Annotated in this window: 17 protein-coding genes and 1 pseudogene; 8 read left to right on the forward strand and 10 right to left on the reverse strand. The window is 69.1% G+C overall.

Annotation, left to right across the window (positions count from 1 at the left end; translation table 11 throughout):
• Positions 1-394 precede the first annotated feature (394 nt).
• Positions 395-769: a hypothetical protein gene (locus AB0D57_RS36560; RefSeq protein ID WP_362083481.1), complete on the forward strand. Its 375-nt coding sequence runs from the start codon at positions 395-397 to the stop codon at positions 767-769.
• 176 nt (positions 770-945) lie between these two features.
• Here AB0D57_RS36560 and AB0D57_RS36565 read toward each other — a convergent pair whose 3' ends face one another.
• On the reverse strand, positions 946-1,095 hold the full coding sequence (locus AB0D57_RS36565) for a hypothetical protein (RefSeq protein ID WP_362083484.1): 150 nt from the start codon (positions 1,093-1,095) through the stop codon (positions 946-948).
• Between the two features lie 326 nt (positions 1,096-1,421).
• Here AB0D57_RS36565 and AB0D57_RS36570 point away from each other — a divergent pair, with 326 nt between their 5' ends.
• Both AB0D57_RS36570 and AB0D57_RS36575 read left to right on the forward strand, forming a co-directional pair.
• Positions 1,422-1,910, forward strand: a complete 489-nt coding sequence (locus tag AB0D57_RS36570; protein WP_362083487.1) for a hypothetical protein — start codon at positions 1,422-1,424, stop codon at positions 1,908-1,910.
• Positions 1,911-2,040: 130 nt separating this feature from the next.
• Positions 2,041-3,777: a S8 family serine peptidase gene (locus AB0D57_RS36575; protein WP_362083490.1), complete on the forward strand. Its 1,737-nt coding sequence runs from the start codon at positions 2,041-2,043 to the stop codon at positions 3,775-3,777.
• A gap of 278 nt (positions 3,778-4,055) precedes the next feature.
• Here AB0D57_RS36575 and AB0D57_RS36580 read toward each other — a convergent pair.
• The 7 genes and pseudogenes from AB0D57_RS36580 to AB0D57_RS36610 form a co-directional block, all read right to left on the reverse strand.
• Positions 4,056-4,547, reverse strand: a pseudogene (locus AB0D57_RS36580) (shikimate dehydrogenase); the annotation flags it as partial.
• A gap of 24 nt (positions 4,548-4,571) precedes the next feature.
• Positions 4,572-5,330, reverse strand: a complete 759-nt coding sequence (locus AB0D57_RS36585; RefSeq protein WP_362083493.1) for an ABC transporter ATP-binding protein — start codon at positions 5,328-5,330, stop codon at positions 4,572-4,574.
• Positions 5,327-7,225, reverse strand: coding sequence for a branched-chain amino acid ABC transporter ATP-binding protein/permease (locus AB0D57_RS36590; protein WP_362083496.1), 1,899 nt, complete (start codon positions 7,223-7,225; stop codon positions 5,327-5,329). Before AB0D57_RS36590 ends, AB0D57_RS36585 begins: the two co-directional genes overlap by 4 nt.
• Positions 7,222-8,091, reverse strand: a complete 870-nt coding sequence (locus AB0D57_RS36595) for a branched-chain amino acid ABC transporter permease (protein ID WP_362083499.1) — start codon at positions 8,089-8,091, stop codon at positions 7,222-7,224. Before AB0D57_RS36595 ends, AB0D57_RS36590 begins: the two co-directional genes overlap by 4 nt.
• Before the next feature lie 17 nt (positions 8,092-8,108).
• Positions 8,109-9,275, reverse strand: coding sequence for an ABC transporter substrate-binding protein (locus AB0D57_RS36600; RefSeq protein ID WP_362083502.1), 1,167 nt, complete (start codon positions 9,273-9,275; stop codon positions 8,109-8,111).
• A 44-nt stretch (positions 9,276-9,319) separates the two neighbouring features.
• A complete protein-coding gene (locus AB0D57_RS36605) occupies positions 9,320-11,074 on the reverse strand; it encodes a thiamine pyrophosphate-binding protein (protein WP_362083505.1) in 1,755 nt (584 codons plus the stop codon).
• On the reverse strand, positions 11,071-12,621 hold the full coding sequence (locus AB0D57_RS36610) for an aldehyde dehydrogenase family protein (protein WP_362083508.1): 1,551 nt from the start codon (positions 12,619-12,621) through the stop codon (positions 11,071-11,073). The genes AB0D57_RS36605 and AB0D57_RS36610 overlap by 4 nt, the downstream gene beginning before the upstream one ends.
• Positions 12,622-12,750: 129 nt before the next feature.
• Here AB0D57_RS36610 and AB0D57_RS36615 point away from each other — a divergent pair, with 129 nt between their 5' ends.
• The 5 genes from AB0D57_RS36615 to AB0D57_RS36635 all read left to right on the forward strand — a co-directional run bounded on the left by AB0D57_RS36615 (position 12,751) and on the right by AB0D57_RS36635 (position 18,991).
• Entirely contained in the window at positions 12,751-13,533 is a 783-nt protein-coding gene (locus AB0D57_RS36615; protein WP_362083511.1) for an IclR family transcriptional regulator, read from the forward strand.
• A 108-nt stretch (positions 13,534-13,641) separates the two neighbouring features.
• The gene (locus tag AB0D57_RS36620; protein ID WP_362083514.1) at positions 13,642-14,844 is read left to right on the forward strand and encodes a CoA transferase; all 1,203 of its coding nucleotides are present in this window, start codon (positions 13,642-13,644) and stop codon (positions 14,842-14,844) included.
• Positions 14,841-15,662 carry a citryl-CoA lyase gene (locus AB0D57_RS36625; RefSeq protein ID WP_362083517.1) on the forward strand — a complete coding sequence of 274 codons (822 nt, stop codon included), beginning with the start codon at positions 14,841-14,843 and terminating at the stop codon, positions 15,660-15,662. The genes AB0D57_RS36620 and AB0D57_RS36625 overlap by 4 nt, the downstream gene beginning before the upstream one ends.
• A 153-nt stretch (positions 15,663-15,815) precedes the next feature.
• Entirely contained in the window at positions 15,816-17,987 is a 2,172-nt protein-coding gene (locus AB0D57_RS36630; RefSeq protein ID WP_362083520.1) for a PQQ-binding-like beta-propeller repeat protein, read from the forward strand.
• 14 nt (positions 17,988-18,001) lie between these two features.
• Positions 18,002-18,991, forward strand: coding sequence for a ThuA domain-containing protein (locus tag AB0D57_RS36635; RefSeq protein ID WP_362083523.1), 990 nt, complete (start codon positions 18,002-18,004; stop codon positions 18,989-18,991).
• A gap of 221 nt (positions 18,992-19,212) precedes the next feature.
• Here AB0D57_RS36635 and AB0D57_RS36640 read toward each other — a convergent pair whose 3' ends face one another.
• Together AB0D57_RS36640 and AB0D57_RS36645 are read right to left on the reverse strand one after the other, a co-directional pair.
• A complete protein-coding gene (locus AB0D57_RS36640) occupies positions 19,213-20,190 on the reverse strand; it encodes a serine/threonine-protein kinase (RefSeq protein ID WP_362083526.1) in 978 nt (325 codons plus the stop codon).
• A gap of 183 nt (positions 20,191-20,373) precedes the next feature.
• Entirely contained in the window at positions 20,374-21,546 is a 1,173-nt protein-coding gene (locus AB0D57_RS36645; RefSeq protein WP_362083529.1) for a metallophosphoesterase family protein, read from the reverse strand.
• Positions 21,547-21,709 lie beyond the last annotated feature (163 nt).

The raw sequence follows: 21,709 nt of genomic DNA on the forward strand, positions 1-21,709 counted from the left end.
GCGCCTCGGTGCGATTGCCCCTCTCCGTCGCGGCTGGCGCACGAGAGAAACGAGCCCAGCGGCTTGCCCAACAACGCCTAATGGGAGCTACGGAGCCGGGGAATGCTCGGTTCCGTAGCCGCCAGCAGGTGAGCACTATCGACGCCGGAAGCTGTGACTTCTGAGGTCAGACCGTGCCCCTGCTGGTGGCCGGGAGGCCAGACCGCTGATGGGGTGGCGTGCCCGCCCCGCGGGGCGTGAGCACTGGATCCCCGCCGACGCGCGCCACGTCGAGCCGACCGGGTGAAAGCCCGTGGGGTCGCCGACAAGGGACGGGAACCAGGCCTCGCGCCACGGTCGTTGAGCAGGCGACCGGCCAGTCCTGTGATGCCGCCGATGACCGGGGGAAAGGCTTATGGGCTACGTGGACGACATAGAACCGGGCCTTACGGCGCTGATGGAGAGCCGCAGGCTCTTCCTCCGCGAGAGGAAACCCGCGCGGACTGACCCACCTGACGAGGTTTTCATCCAAGTGGGCTGGGACGACGGCCTGCGCTGGGACGAGGTCCCCGTCGACGACGACAGCGGACTTCCCGTCGGCTATGTGATGCGAACCGGCTTCCGGCGCCGTGGTTTGGTGGGGCGCACGGTCGAGTTCTGGACAGCCTACGCCGTGACGGAATCCAGCCGTCCCGGGGGCGACATGTACGAAGAGATCGGCACCCTGCTTCCTGACGTCAACGAAGCCGTCCGCGCGGTCCTCCGCCGTCTCCCCTTCCGCTACTCCTGAACCGACTACTGGCGGTGCCGTTGAGCGGCGAACCAACGGACAAGGTTTTGCCGAGCACCGCGACTCCGTCTTCGACGACCTGCGCACCCGACGCCTGAACGCCGGCGTCCTGCGCCCCGACGTCACCGCCGCCGACCCGGTCCTGCTCATCACCAAGCATGGGCTGCGCGGTCGTGTCAGTCGCGAGTGGACGACGAAGTGGCCTTCTCCGGGTGCCCGGCCCGCTCTCGCCGGAGCATGGGCCGCCGGCACGCGGCCAGAAAAGCCTGGCTGACGAACGCCACCGTCTTGGCGAGGTGCCGCTGGTGTTTGCGGTCGATTGTCATGTCGGCCCTGTAACCGAGCCTCGATGCCTGAAGGCCACAGCAAGCAGCTGTCGATGACGCCACTCGATTGGCGGCAGGATTCCCGTTCGACGAGGACGGTCCCTCGGGGTGCGGTGATCACGCGGCTGGATGCCAGTCGCCCGGACTTCCGCGCTGTCAGCCGTCCATGTACCGGTCGGCGACGGTCGGGGATTCATCCTCCAGGAGCCGGTCGTCCGATTGCGGCCAAGCCAGCGCTGACCTAGCTTCAAATTCGTCACACTATGTGACAAGTCCGACACTATTCCTGTGTCGGCTTCCCCTTGGTGGCATCGAATGGAGCATTCATGTCGGTGATGACCGGTACCCAACCCCTGCAGCAGGCCGGCCCGCAGCAGATCGCCCAGCTGGTCCAGCAGACCATCCAGCAGGCGTGCCAGCAGACGGCCCAGCAGGTCTCGCAGCAAGTGCAGCAGACGTTCCAGCAGATCCAGCAGATCCAGCAGCAGCTCCAGCAGCAGCCTGGCCTGGCCCAGCAGGCGCACCCGTACCTGGCGCTCGCGCTGCACCGCGCGCTGCACTCAGGCATCCGGCACGCCGTGGAACAGTCCGTACAGCAGGCGTTGCCGACCGCGATCGTGGCGCTGCTCCAGCAGAGCCAGCAGGGTCAGCAGGGCATGCAGGGTCAGCAGGGCATGCAGGGTCAGCAGGGTATGCAGGGTCAGCAGGGTCAGCAGCAGTGGGGCGGCGGGTTCGGCCAGCAGCCGTACGGCCAGCAGTACCAGCAGCCCGGCTTCAACTTCGGCCAGATGAGTCAGCCGTTCGGTATCGGCTGACCTGAGGGCGGCGCGATGCGGTGTGCCTGGAGCGGTTTTCCAGGCACACCGCATCACCGTGGAAGCACGAGCCGCCCCATCGCCGGATCAGAAGAACACAGACGACGTAGGCGTGGTGAAGGTGGACGTGATGGTCAAGGAAAGGCCCGGAAACAGCCGCGAGAGCGGGTCCGAGGGGGAAGGCGCGAGCGCGTCCGAACCCGAGGGCAGGCAAGCGGGGCCACGTGAGAAAGGCGCGCAGTCACCGCACCTGGTGCAACCGCGCCGCGAGCGGTACATGGTGACGCCGCTGCCACAGCATCTGCTCCCACCGGGAGTGTCCGAACTCACCATGGACGCGGTGTGTGACCGGCTGGACCGGATGCCCGAGGTCAGGGTGATCCGCAGGCTCGACCCGTCGGAGAAGCTGCAATCGGGCGGGCTGCACCCCTCCTGCCCGAAGATCGCAGTTGTCGAAGCATCCGAGTCCCAGGTGCCGGCGATGCGATCGCTGCACGTACACATCGAGCCGGACCTGCCTCTGTCCGGAACCGGACCCGTCGCTACACCGACCGCGAGGATTTTTCCGCTCCTCGACCCGGGGCTTGTCACGCCGCTCGCCGAACCTACGCAGATCTCGCTGCGCGTGTGCGGCCCGGAGGGCGAACCGCTGGCCGGCGCGGGGGTGTTCCTGATCGGGGCGTCCTGGCCGTGGCCGGGCCTGACCGATGCCGACGGGACGGTGACCGTCACGCTGGCCACGGAGACCGCGGAGTCCGTGCAGTCCCTGTACATCCGGCCCGCGGGAGGCTATGCGGACCGCTGGATCAGCCGTCCCGATCTGTCGGTGACCGAGGAGAACCTGGTCACCCTCACACCGCTGGACCAGGTGTACCCGGGGCTGGACGAGAGGCAGCAGTACAGCTGGGGCCAGCGGGCCATGCGGCTGGACCGGCTGCCTCCCACGTTCCGTGCCTTCGGGGTCAGGGTCGCGGTCATCGGTTCGGGGGTCGCCTCCGACCACCCCGATCTGAAACAACGAGCGCGCTCCGGACTCGATTTCGTCCACGGTACGGAAGAGGGCTGGGCCCAGGACCAGGTGGGCAGCGGCACCCACGCGGCGGGCATCATCGCCGGGGCGGACACCGGCAAGGGCGTCATCGGCATCGCGGTCGACGCCGAGCTGGAGGTCTGTCAGGTGCAGCCGGGCGGCTGCTTCAGTGACCTGATCGCCGCGCTGGATCACTGCATCGACCACGAGGTCGACGTCGCCCACATCGGGGTGGCGACCCCGTATGCGTCGGCGCTGGTCTCCCGCAAGCTTGCCGATGCCAACGCGGCGGGTATCGCCTGCGTCGCTCCGGTGGGCGACACGGGCGGACCGGTCGCCTTCCCCGGTTCGCTGCCGACCGTGTTCGCCGTGGGCGCGCTGGGGGTCTTCGGCTCGTACCCGCCAGACACATCCCAGGCCACCCATGTGGGCCCGCAGTTGACACCGGAAGGGCTGTTCGCTGCACCGTTCAGCGGCTACGGCCCGGGGGTCGACGCGGTCGCTCCCGGCGTGGCAGTCCTGGCGTGCTCGCCGCAGGGCGGATACGCAGCCCTCGACGGCACCGGCACGGCCTCGGCCCACGTCGCCGGCCTTGCCGCCCTCGTGCTCGCCCACCACGAGGACTTCCACGGCCAGTTGCTGCCCCGTGGACCCGGCCGGGTGCAGCACCTGTTCGACATCATCTCCTCCAGCTGCCGCCAGCTGGCGGCCCCGGGCACCCCGGAAGCGGCGCGCGTCGGCCGCGGCCTGCCGGACGCCCTCGTCGCCCTCGGCCTGGCCCCTGGCGTACAACTCGCTCCGGCCTTGTCGCCCTACGTCCCGACACTGACCGGTTAGGCCCGGTCGGGTCATAGCCAGATCTGTCCGCAGATCATCGAGCGGCGCCCGCCTCTTCAAGGGCGGGCGCCGCCTGGCCGGCCGCCGGGCCCCGATCCTGCAGTAGTCGGTCGGGGCCCAGCCGATGCCGAGGCCCGCGGGTGAGGGCCCGCTGAGCCGGGCCCCCTCGATGGTCCGTCGCACTGGGTTGACGCGATGTGGGCCTGGTGATCCCTCGGACGTCAGGGAGTGGCAGTCAGACCGGAGTCGGCGGCCTGCAAGACGACCATGCGGTGGGTCAGCCGGTCGAGGACCGTGAGGTGTCCGGCGCCGCGGGCAAGCACCGCGTGGGCGACGGCCGCCCCGGCTCCTCCGGCGCCGAGCAACACCACCCGCTCCAGGTGGGCCTCGGGCAGTGAGCGGGCGAACGAGGCCCCGAACCCGGTGACATCCGTGTTGTGGCCGGTCGCCCGTCCCTCCCCGAAGACGACGGTGTTGACCGCACCGACCGCCTCGGCCTGCTCGGAGAGGGCATCGAGGTGATCGATGACAAGTTGCTTGCAGGGGTGGGTGCTGTTGCGGGCGGTGAAGCCCGTGTCCCGGGCGGCTTCCAGCAGTTCACCCACCTTCTCGGGGGCGGTACCGAAGGCGCCGAGGTCGATCAGGCGGTAGAGGTGGCGCAGGCCGTGCCGGTCCGCCTCGCGTTCGTCGAGTGCGGGGCTGAGCGACGTGCCGATGCCGGAGCCGATCAGGCCGACGAGATACGAGTCCTGGTCCGTCGCCCGGTCCATCGCCGCGCGCCCTTCCCTAACCGTTCACAGCCCGAGGTAGATCTGGCGTACCCGGGCATCCCGGCTGAGCTCCTCGGAGGTTCCGGTCATGGCGACGCTGCCGTTCTCCATGACCAGGCAGTGACTCGTCGCGCCGAAGGTGAGTTTGGCGTTCTGCTCCACGAGGAGCAGGCTCAGCCCTTCCTCACGCAGCCGTTTCAGCGCGTTCAAGATCTCGCCGACGAGCTTGGGCGAGAGCCCCATGGACGGTTCGTCGAGCAGCAGGATGCGCGGTCTGGCCATCAGGGCGCGGCCGATGGAGAGCATCTGCTGCTGACCGCCGGAGAGCGCACCGGCCAGCCGCTGGCCCATCTCGCCCAGCACCGGGAAGAGTTCGTGCACCTCGGCCAGCGTGGCCTGGGTCTCGGCGTCCCATCGGCGGGCGTATGCGCCGAGCAGCAGGTTCTTCTCCACGGTCAGGCCGGGGAACACATGCCGGCCCTCCGGTACGTAGCCGATGCCGTACCGCACCATGTCGCGGGCCCGCACGCGGGTCAGGTCGCGCTCCCCCAGCGTGATGCGTCCGCCGCCGCGCGGTACCAGGCCCATCAGCGCCTTGAGGGTGGAGGTCTTGCCCGCGCCGTTGGCGCCGATGATGCCCACCGAGGCCCCGGGCTCCACGCTGAAGCTGATCGAACTGACCGCGCGGACCCCGCCGTAGTGCACGGACAGGTCGGCGACGGTGAGTGTGGCCGGCGTGCTGGCACCGGGGGCGGCCGTCCGCCGGAAGGGGATCGTCCTCACCGGGATGCCTCCTTCGAAGCGGGTTCCTGGGTCGAGGCAGAGGCCTGGGACGGAGCCGCGGGGGCCTCGGGCGGTGCTGCGGGGGCCTCGGGCGGTGCCGGCTGCGGTGGCGGAGCGTCCGCCATCGCGGAATCCCCGAGATACGCCTCGATCACCTCGGGAGCGGCGACCACCTCGGCGGGCGTGCCCTCCGCGATGACCCCACCGCTGGAGAGCACCGTGACGCGCTCGCACAGCGACATGACCAGGCCCATGTTGTGCTCGATGAGGACGACCGTGGTGCCGCTGTCGCGGATGGAGCGCACGATGCGGGCGAGTTGCTGCACCTCTTCGCCGTTCAGCCCGGCGGCCGGTTCGTCGAGCAGCAGCAGCCGGGGCCGGGCGGCCATCGCACGGGCGATCTCGATGCGCCGCTGGATGCCGTAGGGGAGGGAACCGGGCGCGGCCTCCGCGAAGTCGGCGAGCCCGAAACGCTCCAGGAGTTCCTGGGCCTGGCGGCGCAGCCACCGCTCGCGGTGTACGACACCGGGCTGCCACACCGCGTACTGCCAGATGATGTGTGTCCGGGTGCGGTCGAGCGCGACAAGGATGTTCTCCCGGACGGTCAACTGGCCGAACAGACGCAGGTTCTGGAAGGTGCGGGCCACGCCGAGGAGGGAGAGCGTGTACGGACGGGCGGTGGTGGTGGCGCGGCCTGCGAACCGCACCTGTCCCGAAGTGGCTCGGTAGAAGCCGCTGATCACATTGAACAGGGTGGTCTTGCCGGAGCCGTTGGGTCCTACGATGCCGCGGATCTCGCCGGGACGGACCGTGAGAGAGACGTCGTCCAAGGCGCGCAGTCCGCGGAAGTCCTTGGTGACGGACCGGATTTCGAGGAGAGGCTCGTCCGCGGCATCGGCCGTCTCGACCACCTCGTACGGCTGGAAGGGGCGCAGCCGGGCACGGTCCTCGGTGCGACTCCGTCGCCGCCGGTTCACGAACTCCCTCACGCGGGAGGGGATTCCGGCGAGTCCGGTCGGCGCGAAGACGACCATGAGGACGACCACGACGCCGTATCCGAGCTGTGCGTACGTCGAGAAGTCGGAGAGCCACTCGCGGATCAGGGTCAGCCCGACCGCACCGACCACACAGCCCACGAGGGAACGCCGGCCGCCGATGATGACCATGGCGAGCAGGATGAACACGTTGCCGATGGAGAAGGTCTCCGGAGCGACATAGCGGATGAGGCCCGCGTACAACACTCCGGCCATGCCCCCGTACAGGCTGGCGAGCAAGAACGCGGTCATCCGCAACAGCGGGATCTCGGCCCCCATCGCGCCCGCGGCCAGGGAGTCGTCGCGCATCGCGCGCAGCCGTCGCCCCAGAGACGTACGAACGACGAAGAGCCCGAAACCGAGGCCGAACGCGCAGACGACCAACTCCAGGTAGTAGTAGAGGTATTCGCTGGACAGGTCGATGCCGGGCAGGGTGGGCAGCGGGATTCCGGAGATGCCGTCGGCGCCTCCGGTGACCGAGGCGTTGGTGATCCAGTTGATGAAGCCGAGCGCCAGGCCGAGCGTGACGATCCCCAGGTAGTGGGACTGCATGCGCAGGGCCGGTATGCCGACGAACAGGCCCGTCGCCACGGTCGCGAGCACGGCGATGACCGCCGCCGCCCAGAACCCGTACCCGGAGTCGGTGGTCAGGATGGCGAGGGTGTACGCGCCGACGCCGAAGAACGCGACCTGGGCGAGGTTGATCTGCCCGGAGATGCCCATGGCCAGGCCCATACCGATGGCCAACAGGGCATAAATGAGCGCGATGTTGACGACATGGATGGAGTAGCTGCCCAGGCCGTACGGCAGCAGCCAGGCGGCCACTGCCAAGGCCCCGAGCCCTCCGATACGGAACTTCACGCGCGGCTCACCGTCCTCTCCCCGAAAACGCCCATCGGGCGGATCATGATGGCGACGGTGAAGACCAGGAAGGTCACGAGCACCGAGTAGCCCTGGAAGTGGCCGGCCGCGTAGGAGTCGAGGACGCCGATCGCCAGTCCGCCGACGACCGCTCCGGGGATGGAGCCGAAGCCGCCGAGCATCGCGGCGGCGAAGCCCTTGATGCCGAGCGCGCCGCCGAGCGAGGCGTCGACGTACAGCATCGGTCCGACGAGACCGCCGGCCAGGGCGGCGAGGCCCGCCCCGATGGAGAAGGCGAGGGCGTTGCTGCGGCCGACGTTGATGCCGACGGCGGTGGCCGCCTCGTGGTCCATGGCGACGGCCTGCATGGCCGCGCCGCGCTTCGTGCGCGCGAGGAACCAGGCGAGGCCGAGCACGGCGAGGGCCGCGACGGCCATCACCAGCAGGTCGTACGTGCGTACGCGCACACCGAACAGGTCGAGCGGGGCGGACCGGACGGGCGAGCGGACCGCCCGTCCGGTGGTGCCCCAGATCAGGATGGCGACGGCCTGGAGGACGATGCCGAAGCCGATCGTGCCGATCAGCATCAGGTCGAAGTCCTTGTTCTCCAGGGGTCGCAGCACCCGCTCGATGACCAGGCCGATCGCGGCGGTGACCGCGATGGCCACCACCATGGCGACGGCGAAGGGCAGCTTGGAGGTCAGGTAGAAGGTGGAGGCCGCGTAGGCGCCGATCATGGCGATGTCGGCGTGAGCGAAGTTGACCAGGCCCATGGTGCGGTAGACCAGGGAGAACCCCATGGCGACCAGGGCGTAGACCGCCCCGAGACTCAGGCCTCCGACGAGTGTCTGCAGTGTCTCTTGCACGTCAGTGCTCCCGGTGCCTACTGCTGCGGGACGAGTTTGCCGTCGCGGATGACGCCGATGGTGGTCTGGGTGATGCCGACTCCCGTCTCGTCGTACTGGAAGTCGCCGAGCAGGCCCTTGTACCGGGTGCCGCGGATCGCGTCCGCGAGTTCCTCGCCGGTCGCGCCGTTGCTGGTCTTCAGGGCGGTCAGCAGGATGTTCGCCCCGTCGTAGGCCTTGGCCCCGTGCAGTTCCGCCTCCTTGCCGTAGGCGGCCTCGTACGCGGCGGCGAACTTCTTCGAGGCGTCACTGACGTCGTTGCTGAGATAGGGCGAGCTGACGATGGTGCCCTCGGCGGCGGCCTTGCCCGCGGTGTCGATGAAGACGGGGGTGCCCTGCGGCGCGGCGCCCGCGAAGGGTGCGGTGATGCCCAGGTCGCGGGCCTGCTTGACGATCAGTCCGGCTTCGACCTCCTCCGAGCCGATGAAGATGACCTCGGGTTTCGTGGACCGGATCTTCGTCAGCGCCGCGCTGAACTCCTTCTGGTCGGTGGTGACCACCTGGTCGGTGGACGGAGTCACACCGAGCCCCTTCACGGCCTTGCTGAAAGCGTCGTGCTCCCCCTTCCCGAAGGAGCCGTTGTTGGTGATCATGGCGATCTTCTTGTAGCCCTTGTCCTTCACCAGGTGTTGGGCGAGCGTCGAGTCGTAGGTGGTGCTGGTCGGTCCGTTGAGAAAGAGGTACGGGCTCTTCAGCGCGACCAGGCCGTCGGACTGGCCGGAGGTGATGTTCGGTATCTTCGCCTGTTGGAGCACCGGCCCCATGGCGATGGTCACCGCGCTCTCCGCCGTGCCGATCATGGCGACGTACTTCTCGCTGACCAGCCTGCGGGCGAGGTTGGTGCCGGTGGTCGGGTCGCCTTGGTCGTCGAAGAGCTTCAGCTGGATCTTGCGGCCGTCGATGCCGCCCTTCTTGTTCCACTCGTCGACGGCGAGCTTGGCGCCCTTGTACTCCCAGTCGCCCAGTGAACTGAGTTGCCCGCTCTGTGCGTTGACGACGGCTACCTTGATGGGTCCGGACGACGCCTTGGTGTCGTCGGCCGACTCGCCGGGTGCGCTGCACGCGGTGAGGGCGGCGGCCAGCGCGGCGGCCGTGCAGACGGCGGCGCGGGCGGTGGTGCGTGGTCGTGCGGTGCTGCGGGTCATGAGGTCACCTCGTTGTGAGCGGAAGACAGGGAGTCGTAGGGCGGTCAGTCGGCGAAGGACCCGCGATAGATGTCCTTGATGTTCCAGTGGCCCGGCGTCGGCACGGGTTCGTTGACCATCGGTACGTCGATGACGGCGGGCCTGCGCCGCGCGATCGCGTCGGCGAGGGCCTTGGAGAGGTCGGAGGGGGCGGCGACGGTGTAGCCGTCGGCGCCGCAGGACTGCCCGAGGGCCGCGAAGTCCGGGCTGTACGGGCGTCCTTCGGCGTCCGTGAACTCGCAACCGTAGGACCGGCCGAACGACGAGGCCTGGAGGTCGGCGATGGTGCCGTGGGCCCGGTTGTTCATCACCACGAAGATGACGGGGCGGCCCTGCTCGACGGCCATCGGTACGGCGGGCAGCTGCGCGCTCATCCCTCCGTCGCCGATCAGTGCGACCACCACGCGGTCCGGCTGGGCCGTCTGCACACCGACCGCGGCGGCAGGGCCGAAGCCCATGGTCGAGGCTCCGCCGGGGGTGATGAACCGCCCGCCTTCGGGGAGTTCGTAGCACTGGGCGACGCCGTTCTTGTTCCAGCCGACATCGGTGACGAGGACCGCGTCGTCGGGCAGCGCCTCGCGAAGGTCGGCGAGGATGCGCTGGGGCCGCAGTGGGAAGTTGTCGCTGCGACCGTCCTCGCGGGCGGTGTCGAAGACGGAACGGCGGGCGGTGGCGATGGTTTCGCGCAGCCCGTCACGGGTCAGCGGCTTTGGCCTGGCGGTCCGTACGGCCTCGCCGATGGCCCGTACCGCATCGCCGACATCCGCGACGGCACCGATCTCGACGGGATAGTTGCGGCCGATCTCGGCGGGGTCGATGTCGATCTGGATGAGCTTGCTGGGCGGGCTGTTCTTGTCACCGAAGGTCCAGGTGTACGCAGGGTCCCACGAGCTGGCGTCGGTCTCCGCGAACCGGGTCGCCAGCGCGAGGACCACGTCGGCGCCCTTGGTGTACTCATGGGTCGTCTCCAGGCCCCAGAAGCCGGGCATGCCGAGCAGCAGTGGGTGGCTGTCGGGCAGGACGCCCTTGCCCATCAGGGAGTGCGCGAGCGGGATGTCGAGGTGCTCGGCGAGCGCCAACAGGGCCTGGCGGGCGGCTGGTTCACGCAGTCCGCCGCCGAAGTAGATCAGCGGGCGTTCGGCGCTCAGCAGCGTCTCGGCGATGCGCTCGGCGGTGACCCGGTCGAGACCGGGCAGCGTGGAGCCTCCGGGCAGCGGGTACTCACCGGCGTACTCCTCGACCTGCCGGTTGAACAGGTCCATGGGTACGTTGACGAGCACGGCCCCCGGACGCCCGGAGGTCGCGGTCCAGAACGCCCGTTCCGTCGTACGGGCCAGATCCTGGACTCGGTGCACGTGCCAGGCGCGCTTGGTGAAGGGCCGGTATATGGCGGTCTGGTCGGCGTCCGCGTGGAGGTTGACCTCCTGGTGCGGGTGGCGGCCTGCGTAGTAGGAGGGGATGTCGCCGGAGATGACGATCAGCGGAATCGAGTCGAGGGCGGCGGTGGCCACTCCGGTGACCGCGTTCATCATGCCGGGGCCGACGTGGGTGAGCAGGACACCGGGCTTTCCAGAGGCGCGGGCGTAGCCGTCGGCGGCGTGCGCGGCGGCCTGCTCGTGGCGGGCGATCACGAACTCGATCGAGCTGGGGCCGAGCGCGTCCAGCAGGGCGATGTTGGTGTGGCCGCAGGTGCCGAAGATGTACTCGACTCCGTACGACTCCAGCTGGCCGACCAGGGCTTCGGCGGCGGTCACGGTCATGCGTCGGTCTCCGCGTCGAGGGAGGGTGTATCGGTGGAGGTCGTATCGAGGGCGGTCGTGTCGATGGCGGTCGTGTCGCCCCACACGGACAGGCCGCGGAGCAGGAGAGTCTTGACGACCGTGTAGTCGTCGATCATCGAGCGGGGTGTCTCGCGTCCGAAGCCGGAGTCCTTGACCCCACCGAAGGGGACATGGTCGAGGCGGTAGTTGGAGCTGCCGCCGGCGATCAGCGCGCCGGTCTCCAGCTCGCGCCAGGCGGTGATGATGCGGCCCATGTCGCGGGTGAACAGCCCCGCCTGCAAGCCGTAGCGGCTGGTGTTGCAGGCGTCGATGACCGCGCCGAAGTCGTCGTACGGGAGCACCGCGACCAGCGCCCCGAAGACCTCGTGCACCACGACCGAGGAGTCCGGCGCCGGGTCCGCCACGACGGTGGGCGCGGCGGTGGCGCCGTCCCGGGTGCCGCCGCGCAGTACACGGGCGCCGGAGCCGGCGGCCTCGGCCGACCAGCGCACCACGCGTTCGGCGGCCTCCTCGTCGACCATCGCGCCCACGTCGGTGGCCGGGTCGAGCGGGTCGCCGACCTTCAGGGTGTCGACGGCGGCGGTGAAGGCGTCGAGGAAGGCGTCGTAGCGCGAGCGGTGGACGTAGACCCGCTGGACGGAGATGCAGCTCTGGCCGGAGTTGCTGTATCCGGTGCGGGCGCACTCCTTCGCGGCCTGCCCGATGTCGGCGTCCTCGCAGACGATCGTGGCGGCGTTTCCGCCCAGTTCGAGGACCAGGCGCTTGGCCCCGGCCGCACGGGCGACGGCATGGCCGGTCGCCGCACTGCCGGTGAAGCTGATGACGGCCACCTCGTCGGCCGCGCACAGCAGCGTGCCGACCTCGCCGCCACCGTGCAGCAACTGCACCGCCTGCGGGGGCATTCCGGATTCCAGGAGCAGTGCCACGATCGCGGCGGTGGCGGCCGGAGCCTGCGGTGGGGCCTTGACGAGTGTGGTGTTGCCGGCGGCGAAGGAAGCACCGAGTTTGTGCGCGAGGAGATTCGCGGGAGCGTTGAAGGGGGTGATGGCGAGGGCCACCCCGGCCGGTGCGCGATAGGTGAAGGCGGTGTTGCCGACGCCGCGTTGCCAGCCTGCGACGGGCAGGGTCTCGCCGCCGATGTGACGCGCCTCCGACGCGCATACCGCGAAGGTGTCCGCGACCCGGTCGATCTCGCCGAGTCCGTCCTTGAGCGGTTTGCCCAGTTCCAGGGCGAGGACGCGGGCCAACCCCTCGCGGTCGGCCGAGGCGGCGCGGGATGCTCGGTCCAGGATGTCCGCGCGCAGAGCGGGGGCGAGCCTGGCCACCGTACGGCCCGAGGAGTGGGCGTAGGCGAGGGCGCGGGAGATCTCCTCCCCGGTCGCCGTGGTCGTTCGACTGACAACTCGGCGCAGGTACGGGCCTGTTCGATCCATCGAGGGACCGTCGCCACCCCACTGGCCGGCGACATAGGGAGGCGCTTCGGCTACCGCCGCGTCCACGCCGGCCTTGAGAAGGGAATCGAGCATGAGATCTCCCAGGAAACCGCTAAGTGGTACTGGTGGACTGCTCTGTGGGTCGGCGTGTAACGTACGGGCGCCAACTCGCGGTGGCAAGAGGGCCGTTCGAGGAAGTTTCCAAGCGGAGGGAGAAGGCGCGTGAGCGAGACCGACCATGAGCGGGCGGCCGAGGCGACCGGGGTGCGCAGTGTGCGCAGGGCTCTGGACATCCTGGGACTGCTGACCGAGGATCAGCCGACGGTCACACTGAGAGAGATCGTCGACGCCACCGGCCTGGCCAAGACCACGGTGGTCCGCCTGGTGCAGACCCTCGAGCAGTGCGGTCTGCTCTGGGACACCCCGGCCGGTTACACCGCGGGTCCCGGTCTGTGGCGCTGGGCGCATCTCGCGCAGACCAGCTGGGAACTGCCCCGTGAAACCCGCAAGTTGATGCGTGAGCTGGCCGAGGAACAGCAGGAGACGGTCAACCTCTTCATGCTGCGCGGTCTGTCCCGCGTCTGTGTGGCCCAGCAGGAGAGCCCGCAGCCGCTGCGCCATGTCGTACGGGTCGGCGACGAACTCCCGCTGTGGGCGGGCGCCTCGTCCAAGATCCTGCTGCGTACGGCTCCCGACAGCCTGCTGCGCCGGATCGCCGTGGGCTCCCCGCACGGCGAGGGGCATGCCAGGCAGTTGCGGGTGTGGGCGGACCTGGCGGCGGAGCGCGGCTTCGCGGTCAGCCGGGGCGAGCGCGACGAAGGGCTGACGGCCGTTGCCGTACCCGTCGTCGGACGCAGTGGGGCCGTCGTCGCCTCGCTCTCGCTCAGCGGACCCAGCCACCGCTTCCCCGAGTCCGTCGTCGAACGGTTCGCCGCCGCGCTCGCCGAAGTCGCCCGGCAGATGTCGGAGCAGGGCTTCGACCACCCGCTCAGCCCGACGAAGTGATCACAGCGCAGAAGTCGGCGTAACCGCCGCCGGAACCGCAGGAACTCCAGGAAGCACAGAAGCCGCAGCAACCGCAGGAACCGCAGGAACCGCAGAAGGAGCCGGTGCATGCCCGAACGACCGCTCTCAGGAATCCGCGTACTCGATCTCACCAATGTGCTCGCAGGACCGTACTGCAGTTACCACCTCATGCTCCTCGGCGCCGAGGTCGTCAAGGTCGAACAGCCGGGCAGGGGCGACCTCGCGCGGAGTCTCGGCCCTGATCCGGAGCTGAACCGGGCCGGTATCGGCGCGTCGTTCCTGGCCCAGAACGCCGGCAAGAAGTCACTCGTACTCGATCTCAAGGCCCCCGCCGACCGGGCCGACTTCGAGGAACTGGTACGCGGTGCGGACGTCCTGCTGGAGAACTTCCGAGCCGGGGTACTGGCCCGGATGGGATACGGTGCCGACCGGCTGCGTGAGCTCAATCCGCGCCTGGTCAGCTGTGCGATCACCGGCTTCGGGCAGTCGGGGCCGATGAGCGCCGCTCCCGCCTATGACCAGATCATCCAGGGCCTGTCGGGGATGATGAGCATCACCGGCACCACCGACACCGCACCGCTCAGGGTGGGCTTCCCTGTGTGCGACTCGCTCGGCGGGCTCGGCGCGGCACTCGCGATCAGCGCGGCGCTGCTCGGACGGGAGAAGACCGGACAAGGAGCCCGGCTGGACCTCTCCATGCTGGAGGTCTCCCTCTCCGCGATGGGCTGGGCCGTCTCCAACTACCTGGTCAGCGGGGTGGATCCGGAACCGATGGGCGACCAGAACGCCACCGCGGCCCCGTCCGGGACCTTCGAGACCGCCGACGGGGGACTGAACATCGCGGCCAACCGGCAGGAGCAGTTCGTCACGCTCTGCCGTCTCGCCGGGCTGCCCCATTTGATCGACGACCCGCGGTTCGCCGAGCGCGAGGCACGCAAACTGCACCGCGCGGAACTCAACACCGAACTGAACGCGGCGCTGCGCCAGAAGACCGCTCTGGAGTGGGAGACGACGCTGTCCGCGGCCGGGGTGCCGGCCGCCCGCGTCCTGACGGTCCCCGAGTCTGTGGAGCTGGAACAACTGGCGCACCGCGGCTTCTTCACCGACCTGCCCTATCCGGACGACTCCGGCCGCACCCTGCGGGTCAGCGGCAACGGCGTACTGGTGGACGGCGAACCCCTCTCGCCGGACGCCCCGCCTCCGCTGCTCGACCAGCACGGCGAGGAACGGGAGCGGCTGATCGCCCGCTGGCGGGCGCACCGTCAGGCCGCCGAGGCGCGGGCCTCATGACGGCCGGGCCGCAGGACGGCCTGGTCGCACAGTGGTGGGCCACCGCCGTCAGCCGGGTCGAACCCGGCATCATCGAACTCCGCGAGCACCCCGTACAGGACCTGATCGGCCACGCGACCTTCGTCGAGACGATCTGGCTGATGCTTCGGGGCGAACTTCCCCGCGCCGAGCAGGCCAGACTTCTGGAAGCAGCCCTGGTGGCAGGCGTCGACCACGGACCGCAGGCGCCCTCGATCGCCGCCGCCCGAATGGCCGCCACCTGCGGGGTAGGGCTCAACAGCGCCATGGCCACCGGGGTGAACATGCTCGGCGATGTGCATGGCGGGGCAGGTCAGCAGTGCGTGCAGCTGCTGAGCGAGATCGCCGAACGGCACGACCGGGGCCGCGAGTTCGACCTCGCCGTGGCGGAGGTCGTCGGCGAGTGGCGCGTCCGCTCGCGCTATCTGCCCGGGTTCGGCCACCGCTTCCACCCCCGCGACCCGCGCCGCGACCCGCTGCTCGCCCTGGTGGACCGGGCCGTGGCGGACGGCCTGGTGGAGGGCGCTCACCTGCGGGCGGCCCGCGCCGTGGAGGCGCATCTCAACCGGGGGCGCGAGGGAAGGAAGCCCGTCCCCATGAACATCGACGGCGCCACCGCCGTCATCTACGCCGAACTGGGCTTCGCCGCGCCACTCGCCCGCGGCCTCTTCGTGCTCAGCCGCAGTGTCGGCATCCTGGCGCACGCCTGGGAGGAGACCGGACAGGGGCGCCGCAACAAGAGCCCCATGCCGCCTTCCATGGTGCCGGTCCATCTGGTGGCACCAACAGCACGCCCGTAGCACGTGGTTGACCCTCATCGCTCGAAAATCCCCCGTCGCGTGTCTTGTCACGGACGCACAGCCGTCCCTAACGTGACCTCCCATCACGCGAACCCATTCTGTGGATTGCGCAAACCATCTAGCGGACCTTGATCGAATCGAGGGAACTGAACGATGGAAAGACGCACCTTCCTCCTGACAGCCGCGGCAGGCAGCGCGGCCACCGTCTCCTCCCTGGCGCCCCCCGCCGAAGCGGCCCCGAACGGCGCCCCGAACGCGTCCTCGGGCCTCGCGCTCCCGGTGCCCCGGCAGTCCCCCGCACTCGGCACCACCGGCGCCAACTGGCCCAAGGTGGGCGGCAATTACGCCAACCAGAACCACTCCACACTCCGGGACATCACCCCGCAGAACATCAAGCGGCTGGGCGGGGCCTGGCACATCAACCTGGAGGGCGGCTCCACCAGCGCGTACCAGCAGTGCACGATCGTCGTGCAGGACGGCGTGCTGTATGTCGAGACCACCCAGCAGAACGTCTTCGCCGTCAACGGCAGGACCGGCAAGGTGATCTGGAAGACCAGCCTCGGCACCGAGACCACCAACATGCGCGGCGTCGCGGTCGCGGAAGGCAAGGTCTTCACCATCTCCGGCGCCAACATCGTCTATGCCCTCGACCGGAAGACCGGAGCGATCGTCTGGCAGAAACCGCTGATCGTCGACGACAACGGCGGCGACGACGGCTGCGACAACGACAGCGGCCAGTGCGGCGGCAACAGCGGTGGACTGGCGGGCGCGGTCGTGCACTGGGACGGCCTGATCTACATCGGCACCGAGGGATCCACCGCCGGGGCCCGCGGCCGCGGATACGCGCTCGACGCCAGGACCGGCGACGTCGTGTGGACCTTCTGGGGCCCGCCCGGCCCCGGGGAGTACGGACACGACACCTGGGAGGGCGACTCCTGGAAGACCGGCGGCGCGGTCCCCTGGATCCATCCCGCCGTCGACCCCGAACTCGGCCTGGTCTACTGGACGTTCGGCAACCCATATCCCCGTACGGACGGATCCTCGCGCGGCGGGGACAACCTCTTCGCCAACTCGATCGTCGCCATCGACGCCAAGACCGGTGAGCGGCGCTGGCACTTCCAGTCGGTCCACCACGACATCTGGGACGCCGACAACGTCATGGCACCGGTGCTCGCCGACCTCCTCATCGACGGCAACAAGCGCAAGGTCGTCATCTACGGCTCGAAGACCTGCTGGTACTACATCCTCGACCGCCGCACCGGCGAGGCCGTCCACGGCATGGAGGAGAGGCCGGTCCCGCAGCACGCCCTGCAGAAGACCTCGCCCACCCAGCCCTTCCCCGGCGGCGAGCCGTTCGTGTCCCCGTATCCGGAGTTCGACAAGACGACCCGGCCCGTGCCCTTCTACCCGGCCGGCGGCCTGTACTCCGTCTTCTGGGACCGGGCCACCATCATCTTCCCGGGCGCGGGCGGCGGAGCCGACTGGGGTTTCCCCTCCTTCAGTCCCAGGACCGGATACGTCTATGTCGGCTACGGCCTCGTCAACTCCTCCTACTCCAACACCCGCGGCGGCCGCGTCAACACGGCTCGGCCCCTCGGTGAGCTGTTCGGCGGCGGTCTGGTCGCGGTGGACCCCCGCACCAACACGGTCGCCTGGCGCAAGGAGGGCCCCTGGTCGCTGGCCCACGGCAACGGCATCCTCAGCACCGCGGGCCGAGTCCTCTTCCAGGGCCGCCCGGACGGCGTCCTCGAAGCGATGGACGACACCGACGGCAAGACCCTGTGGACCTGGCAGTGCGGTGCCGGGGCCAACACCGTCCCTGTCTCGTACGAGATCGACGGCGAGCAGTACATCGCCGTGCTCGCCGGCGGAAACGGTCTCCCCTTCCCCGACATCCCGCGGGGCGATCACCTCTGGGCGTTCAAGCTCGACGGCAAGGTCGACCAGGCCCCGGCACCCACCCCGCCGTCCCGCCGCAACCAGATCCGCACCGCCGCCGTGACCGGAGCGACGGCACACAACACCGTCACCCTCGGCCGCGTCTGGAACACCGTCACGGGCACACCCGGCGCCACCGAGAACACGGTCGCCCAGAACGCCATGGCGCCCCAGCACCTGACGGTCCCGGCCGGCACCACCGTCACCTTCACCAACCCCGCCGGCAACGCTCAGGCCCACGGCGCGGTGGCCTTCTTCGACGCGGACTTCGACACCGGGCTGCTGATGCCGGGCCAGTCGTACACGCACACCTTCGACAGGGCCGGCGAGTACTTCTACAACGACCCTGCCTTCCCCCAGTCCACCGGCAAGATCGTCGTCCAGTGAGAGGACCGACCGCCATGACGTCGACAGCGCGTACGACGGTGTCCGTACTGGCCGCGGTCAGCGCAACGCTCCTCATCGCCCTGATCGCCTTCTTCGGCCTCCAGCACCAGGCATCCGCACGAGGCGAAGGCAGACTCACCGGAGCCCAGGAGCTGGGCGACCCCGACTATGGGGTCTGCCGCGGCACAAGCGCCAAGTGCTACCACGACTGGGGCAACTTCTCCCCGGCCGCCGACGGCTACAGAGTGCTCCTCTACACGCGGACCGCGGGCCCCCGCCACGCGAACCTCGGTCCCGCACTCGGCGCCGGACTCAACCCCGCACTCGCCGACGCCAACGTCGTACAGAACGCCCTGGTCAGGATGGGCTCGAAAAACGGTTTCACCGTCGACTGGACCGAGGACGTCACCCAGCTCTCCTCGCCCTCGCGGCTCTTCCGGTACAACGCGGTCGTCTTCTACTCCACCAGCCGCGACACTCTCGACGATGCCGCGCAGACCTCCCTGCGCCAGTACATCCGCGGCGGCGGAGGCTTCGTCGGGATCCACAACGCCTTCGGCACGGAGTACAACTGGCCTTGGTACGAGGGCCTGTTGGGCGGCACCAACTTCTACGACCACGGGCCCGACCAGCGCGGCACGGTCGTCGTGCAAAACCGCCATGACTCCTCCGCCTCAGATCTTCCGGCGCGCTGGGACTTCACCGACGAGTGGTACAACCTCGTCCCGGCCCCTTCGAAGGTCCGCGTCCTGGCCACCGTCGACGAGTCCACGCTTGCCGAGGGTGTCACGGGCAACCAGGGCCACCCCGGACACGGCAGGCACCACCCGGTCGCCTGGTGTCAGTACTACGACGGCGGACGTGCCTGGCTCACCACCCTCGGCCATGACGCCAAGGCCTTCTCGACCGATGGCTCGTTCCCCGGTGCTGAACAGTTCCAGAGCCTGATCCTCGGCGGCATCGAATCCGCCATGGGCAGGGCCCCGTTCTGCCGGGCAAGCTGAACCTTCACCGTGTCGGCAGTCGTCGGTAAGTAACACGCGGGTGCGTTGCGGGTCCCCGCAGGGAGCATTTGGCTGCCGGACGCACAGGAGATCCTCGATCGCGACGCACCCGCGACTACGGCAGCAGATAGGAGCGTGAGGTGTCTCGGTCAGAGCACCAGGGCCTGTCGTCTGGATCACGCCATCGCCGATTCCCCGCGACCTGATCCAAACGACAGACCCTAGCCAGACCAACCACTGAACACCGGCCACGCCCACGCCGGCGGATCAACTACCAGCCCCGAACCCTCCCCACCTGCATCCGCACCCGCACCCGCACCCGCAGCAACACGCAAAGCCCCTACAAACTCCAAACACGAGCTGTAACGGTCCTCGGGGACCTTCGCCAGGGCCCTTGCCAGCACGTCGTCGATCGCCGCCGCGATCCCCGGCCGTCTCTCACTCAGGGCAGGCGGCTGATCGTACTGATGCGCCCACAGCAGCGCGATGTCCTCATCCCGCTGGAACGGCGGCCCGCCCGCGAGGGTTTCGTACACCACACAGGCAAGGCTGTACAGATCACATCTGCCGTCCACCGGACGACCCGAAATCTGCTCCGGCGCCACATAATCGAGCGTGCCGACGAACTCCCCCACCGTCGTGAACCCCGTCAACGACAGCGACTTCTTCGTCAATCCGAAATCCGTGAGATACACATGCTCGGGATGATCACTGTCGGTGCCCCGTGCCACCAGAATATTCCCCGGCTTCACATCCCGATGCACCAAATCATGTTCATGAGCCGCATCGAGGGCCGACGCCACCTGCCCGGCAATACGCAGTGCCGTCTCCACCGGCAACGGCCCGTCCCGGTCTAGCAGAGCCCGCAAATCAAGCCCCGAGACATAACGCATGGCGATATACAAAACACCATCCGTCTCGCCGGCCTCGAAAATCGGCACAATATGAGGATGGTCGATCGCCGCAGCCACCCGCGACTCATGCGTGAAACGACGACGGAAAGTATCATTTCGCGCCATCTCCGGAGCCAGCAGCTTCAGCGCGACCATACGCTCCAGGCGCAAATCCCTCGCGCAGTACACCACGGCCATCCCCCCACGGCCGATCTCACGCTCCACCCGGTAACCCGCGATCTGCGCCCCGATCAAACCCGACGCGCGACCCGCATACACACCTGCCCCGTCCGACCCCGCACCCATCACACATCACCCCAGCGTGCACCGGGGCCGGCCTCGAAGACACGCCCCGGCGCAGCCGAACCCAGAGGCCAACCGCCCATACCCGCATTCTATCCAGCGGCCCCCACCCGCCGCCCGCCCTGGCGCAGCCCGAACCCGTGGTCCAGCCCACCGCATCCCAGTGACGGGATATTCAACGTGCGGTCATCGAGCCCGCTTCTCCGAAATGCGACCGAAAGCAGGCACCGACCTCCACGGAGTAACACCGGAAAAATCGCGCACCACCACACTGTTACGGTCACGAACGGAGGGACCGAAGGCGTACTGCGGCCACAAACCCGCCACCACACGCCGACTGCGCTCACCCCACTCCCGGGCCGGCAGACTGCTGCTCTTGTAATAGTTGAGGGCAAATCCGCCCGTGTGAATCCGCAGCAGGCTGAAACCGCCGGGGTACTCCTTCACCGCGCCGACCTCCTGCAGTGTGACGTGGGGGGCCTGCGCGAGAACGGTGCGCTTGTTTCGGTGAGTGTGACCGGCGTGGTGGAGGAACACGCCGGGCGTGGAGGCGTAGGCGTCGAGAATGGCTCGGGCCTGGCGGCGGTCGAGACGCTGCCCGCCCGTCACCGGGAACGGCGAGTGGCGCACGGTGAGCGGATGATGCCCGAAAACCAGCGTGGGCTGGTCCCTGTCCTGCCTCAACCGGGCGCACAGCCAGGCAAGTTGGTCGGGCGAGAGTCCCCCGGGGCCGGCGCCGTTGCCCCGCTTCTCGTACGTGTCCAGTCCCACGATCCGCAGTCCGCCGAGTTCACGGGCGAAGTAGGCGGGTGAACCGACGGCGAAGAAGCCGTCCTGGAACCTGTCGCCCCACTCCCTGCGGGTGCGGGCAGTGGGCCGGTCATGATTTCCGCGGACAACGAAGTAGTCCTGCCCGTGCGTGCCGAACCCGTCCAGGAGCCGCTTGGCCTCCCTCAGGTCCCGCGGCGCACCGCCGGCCGAGAGGTCACCGGCGGCCAGCAGGTGATGCGCTCCGCGCCGACGTGCCTCCTCGACCAGCGCCCTGCCCATGATCTGCGGATACGGGGCGAGGCCGGGTGGCTGCGAGATGCCGCGCGGCAGCGGGAGACCGGTCACCAGACCGGCGGTGGTCTCGCCCAGATGCAGGTCGTTGCAGAGCGCAATCGACAGCAGATGGCGGCCTGGCGGAGGCTGCGGCGTGGTGAAGGAGTACGGGCCGGAACGCGAGCCGAATCCGTGCAGGGAGGTGCCCACAGCGTTGCCCTTCACCAGGTGCAGGGGTGTGGGGGTGGCCGCCGAACCCCGGGAGCGGGCCTGGTAGTAGTACGTCTGCCCCGGCTCCAGACCGGTCAGCTCCACATAGTGGTGGGCGGTGTGAGCTTCTTCGGCGGCGGTGCGGTTCAGACGGGCGGGATGGGTTCCCTAGAGCCTGTCCGGCGGATCATGCCGGAGACGCGGGGTCTGGCACGCCGATCTGCGGCGTTGTCGTCGGTTGCCGACTCCCCCACTCTCGGCTTCGCTC

It is taken from the genome of Streptomyces sp. NPDC048275 (assembly GCF_040652275.1).
Taxonomy (GTDB): Bacteria; Actinomycetota; Actinomycetes; order Streptomycetales; family Streptomycetaceae; genus Streptomyces.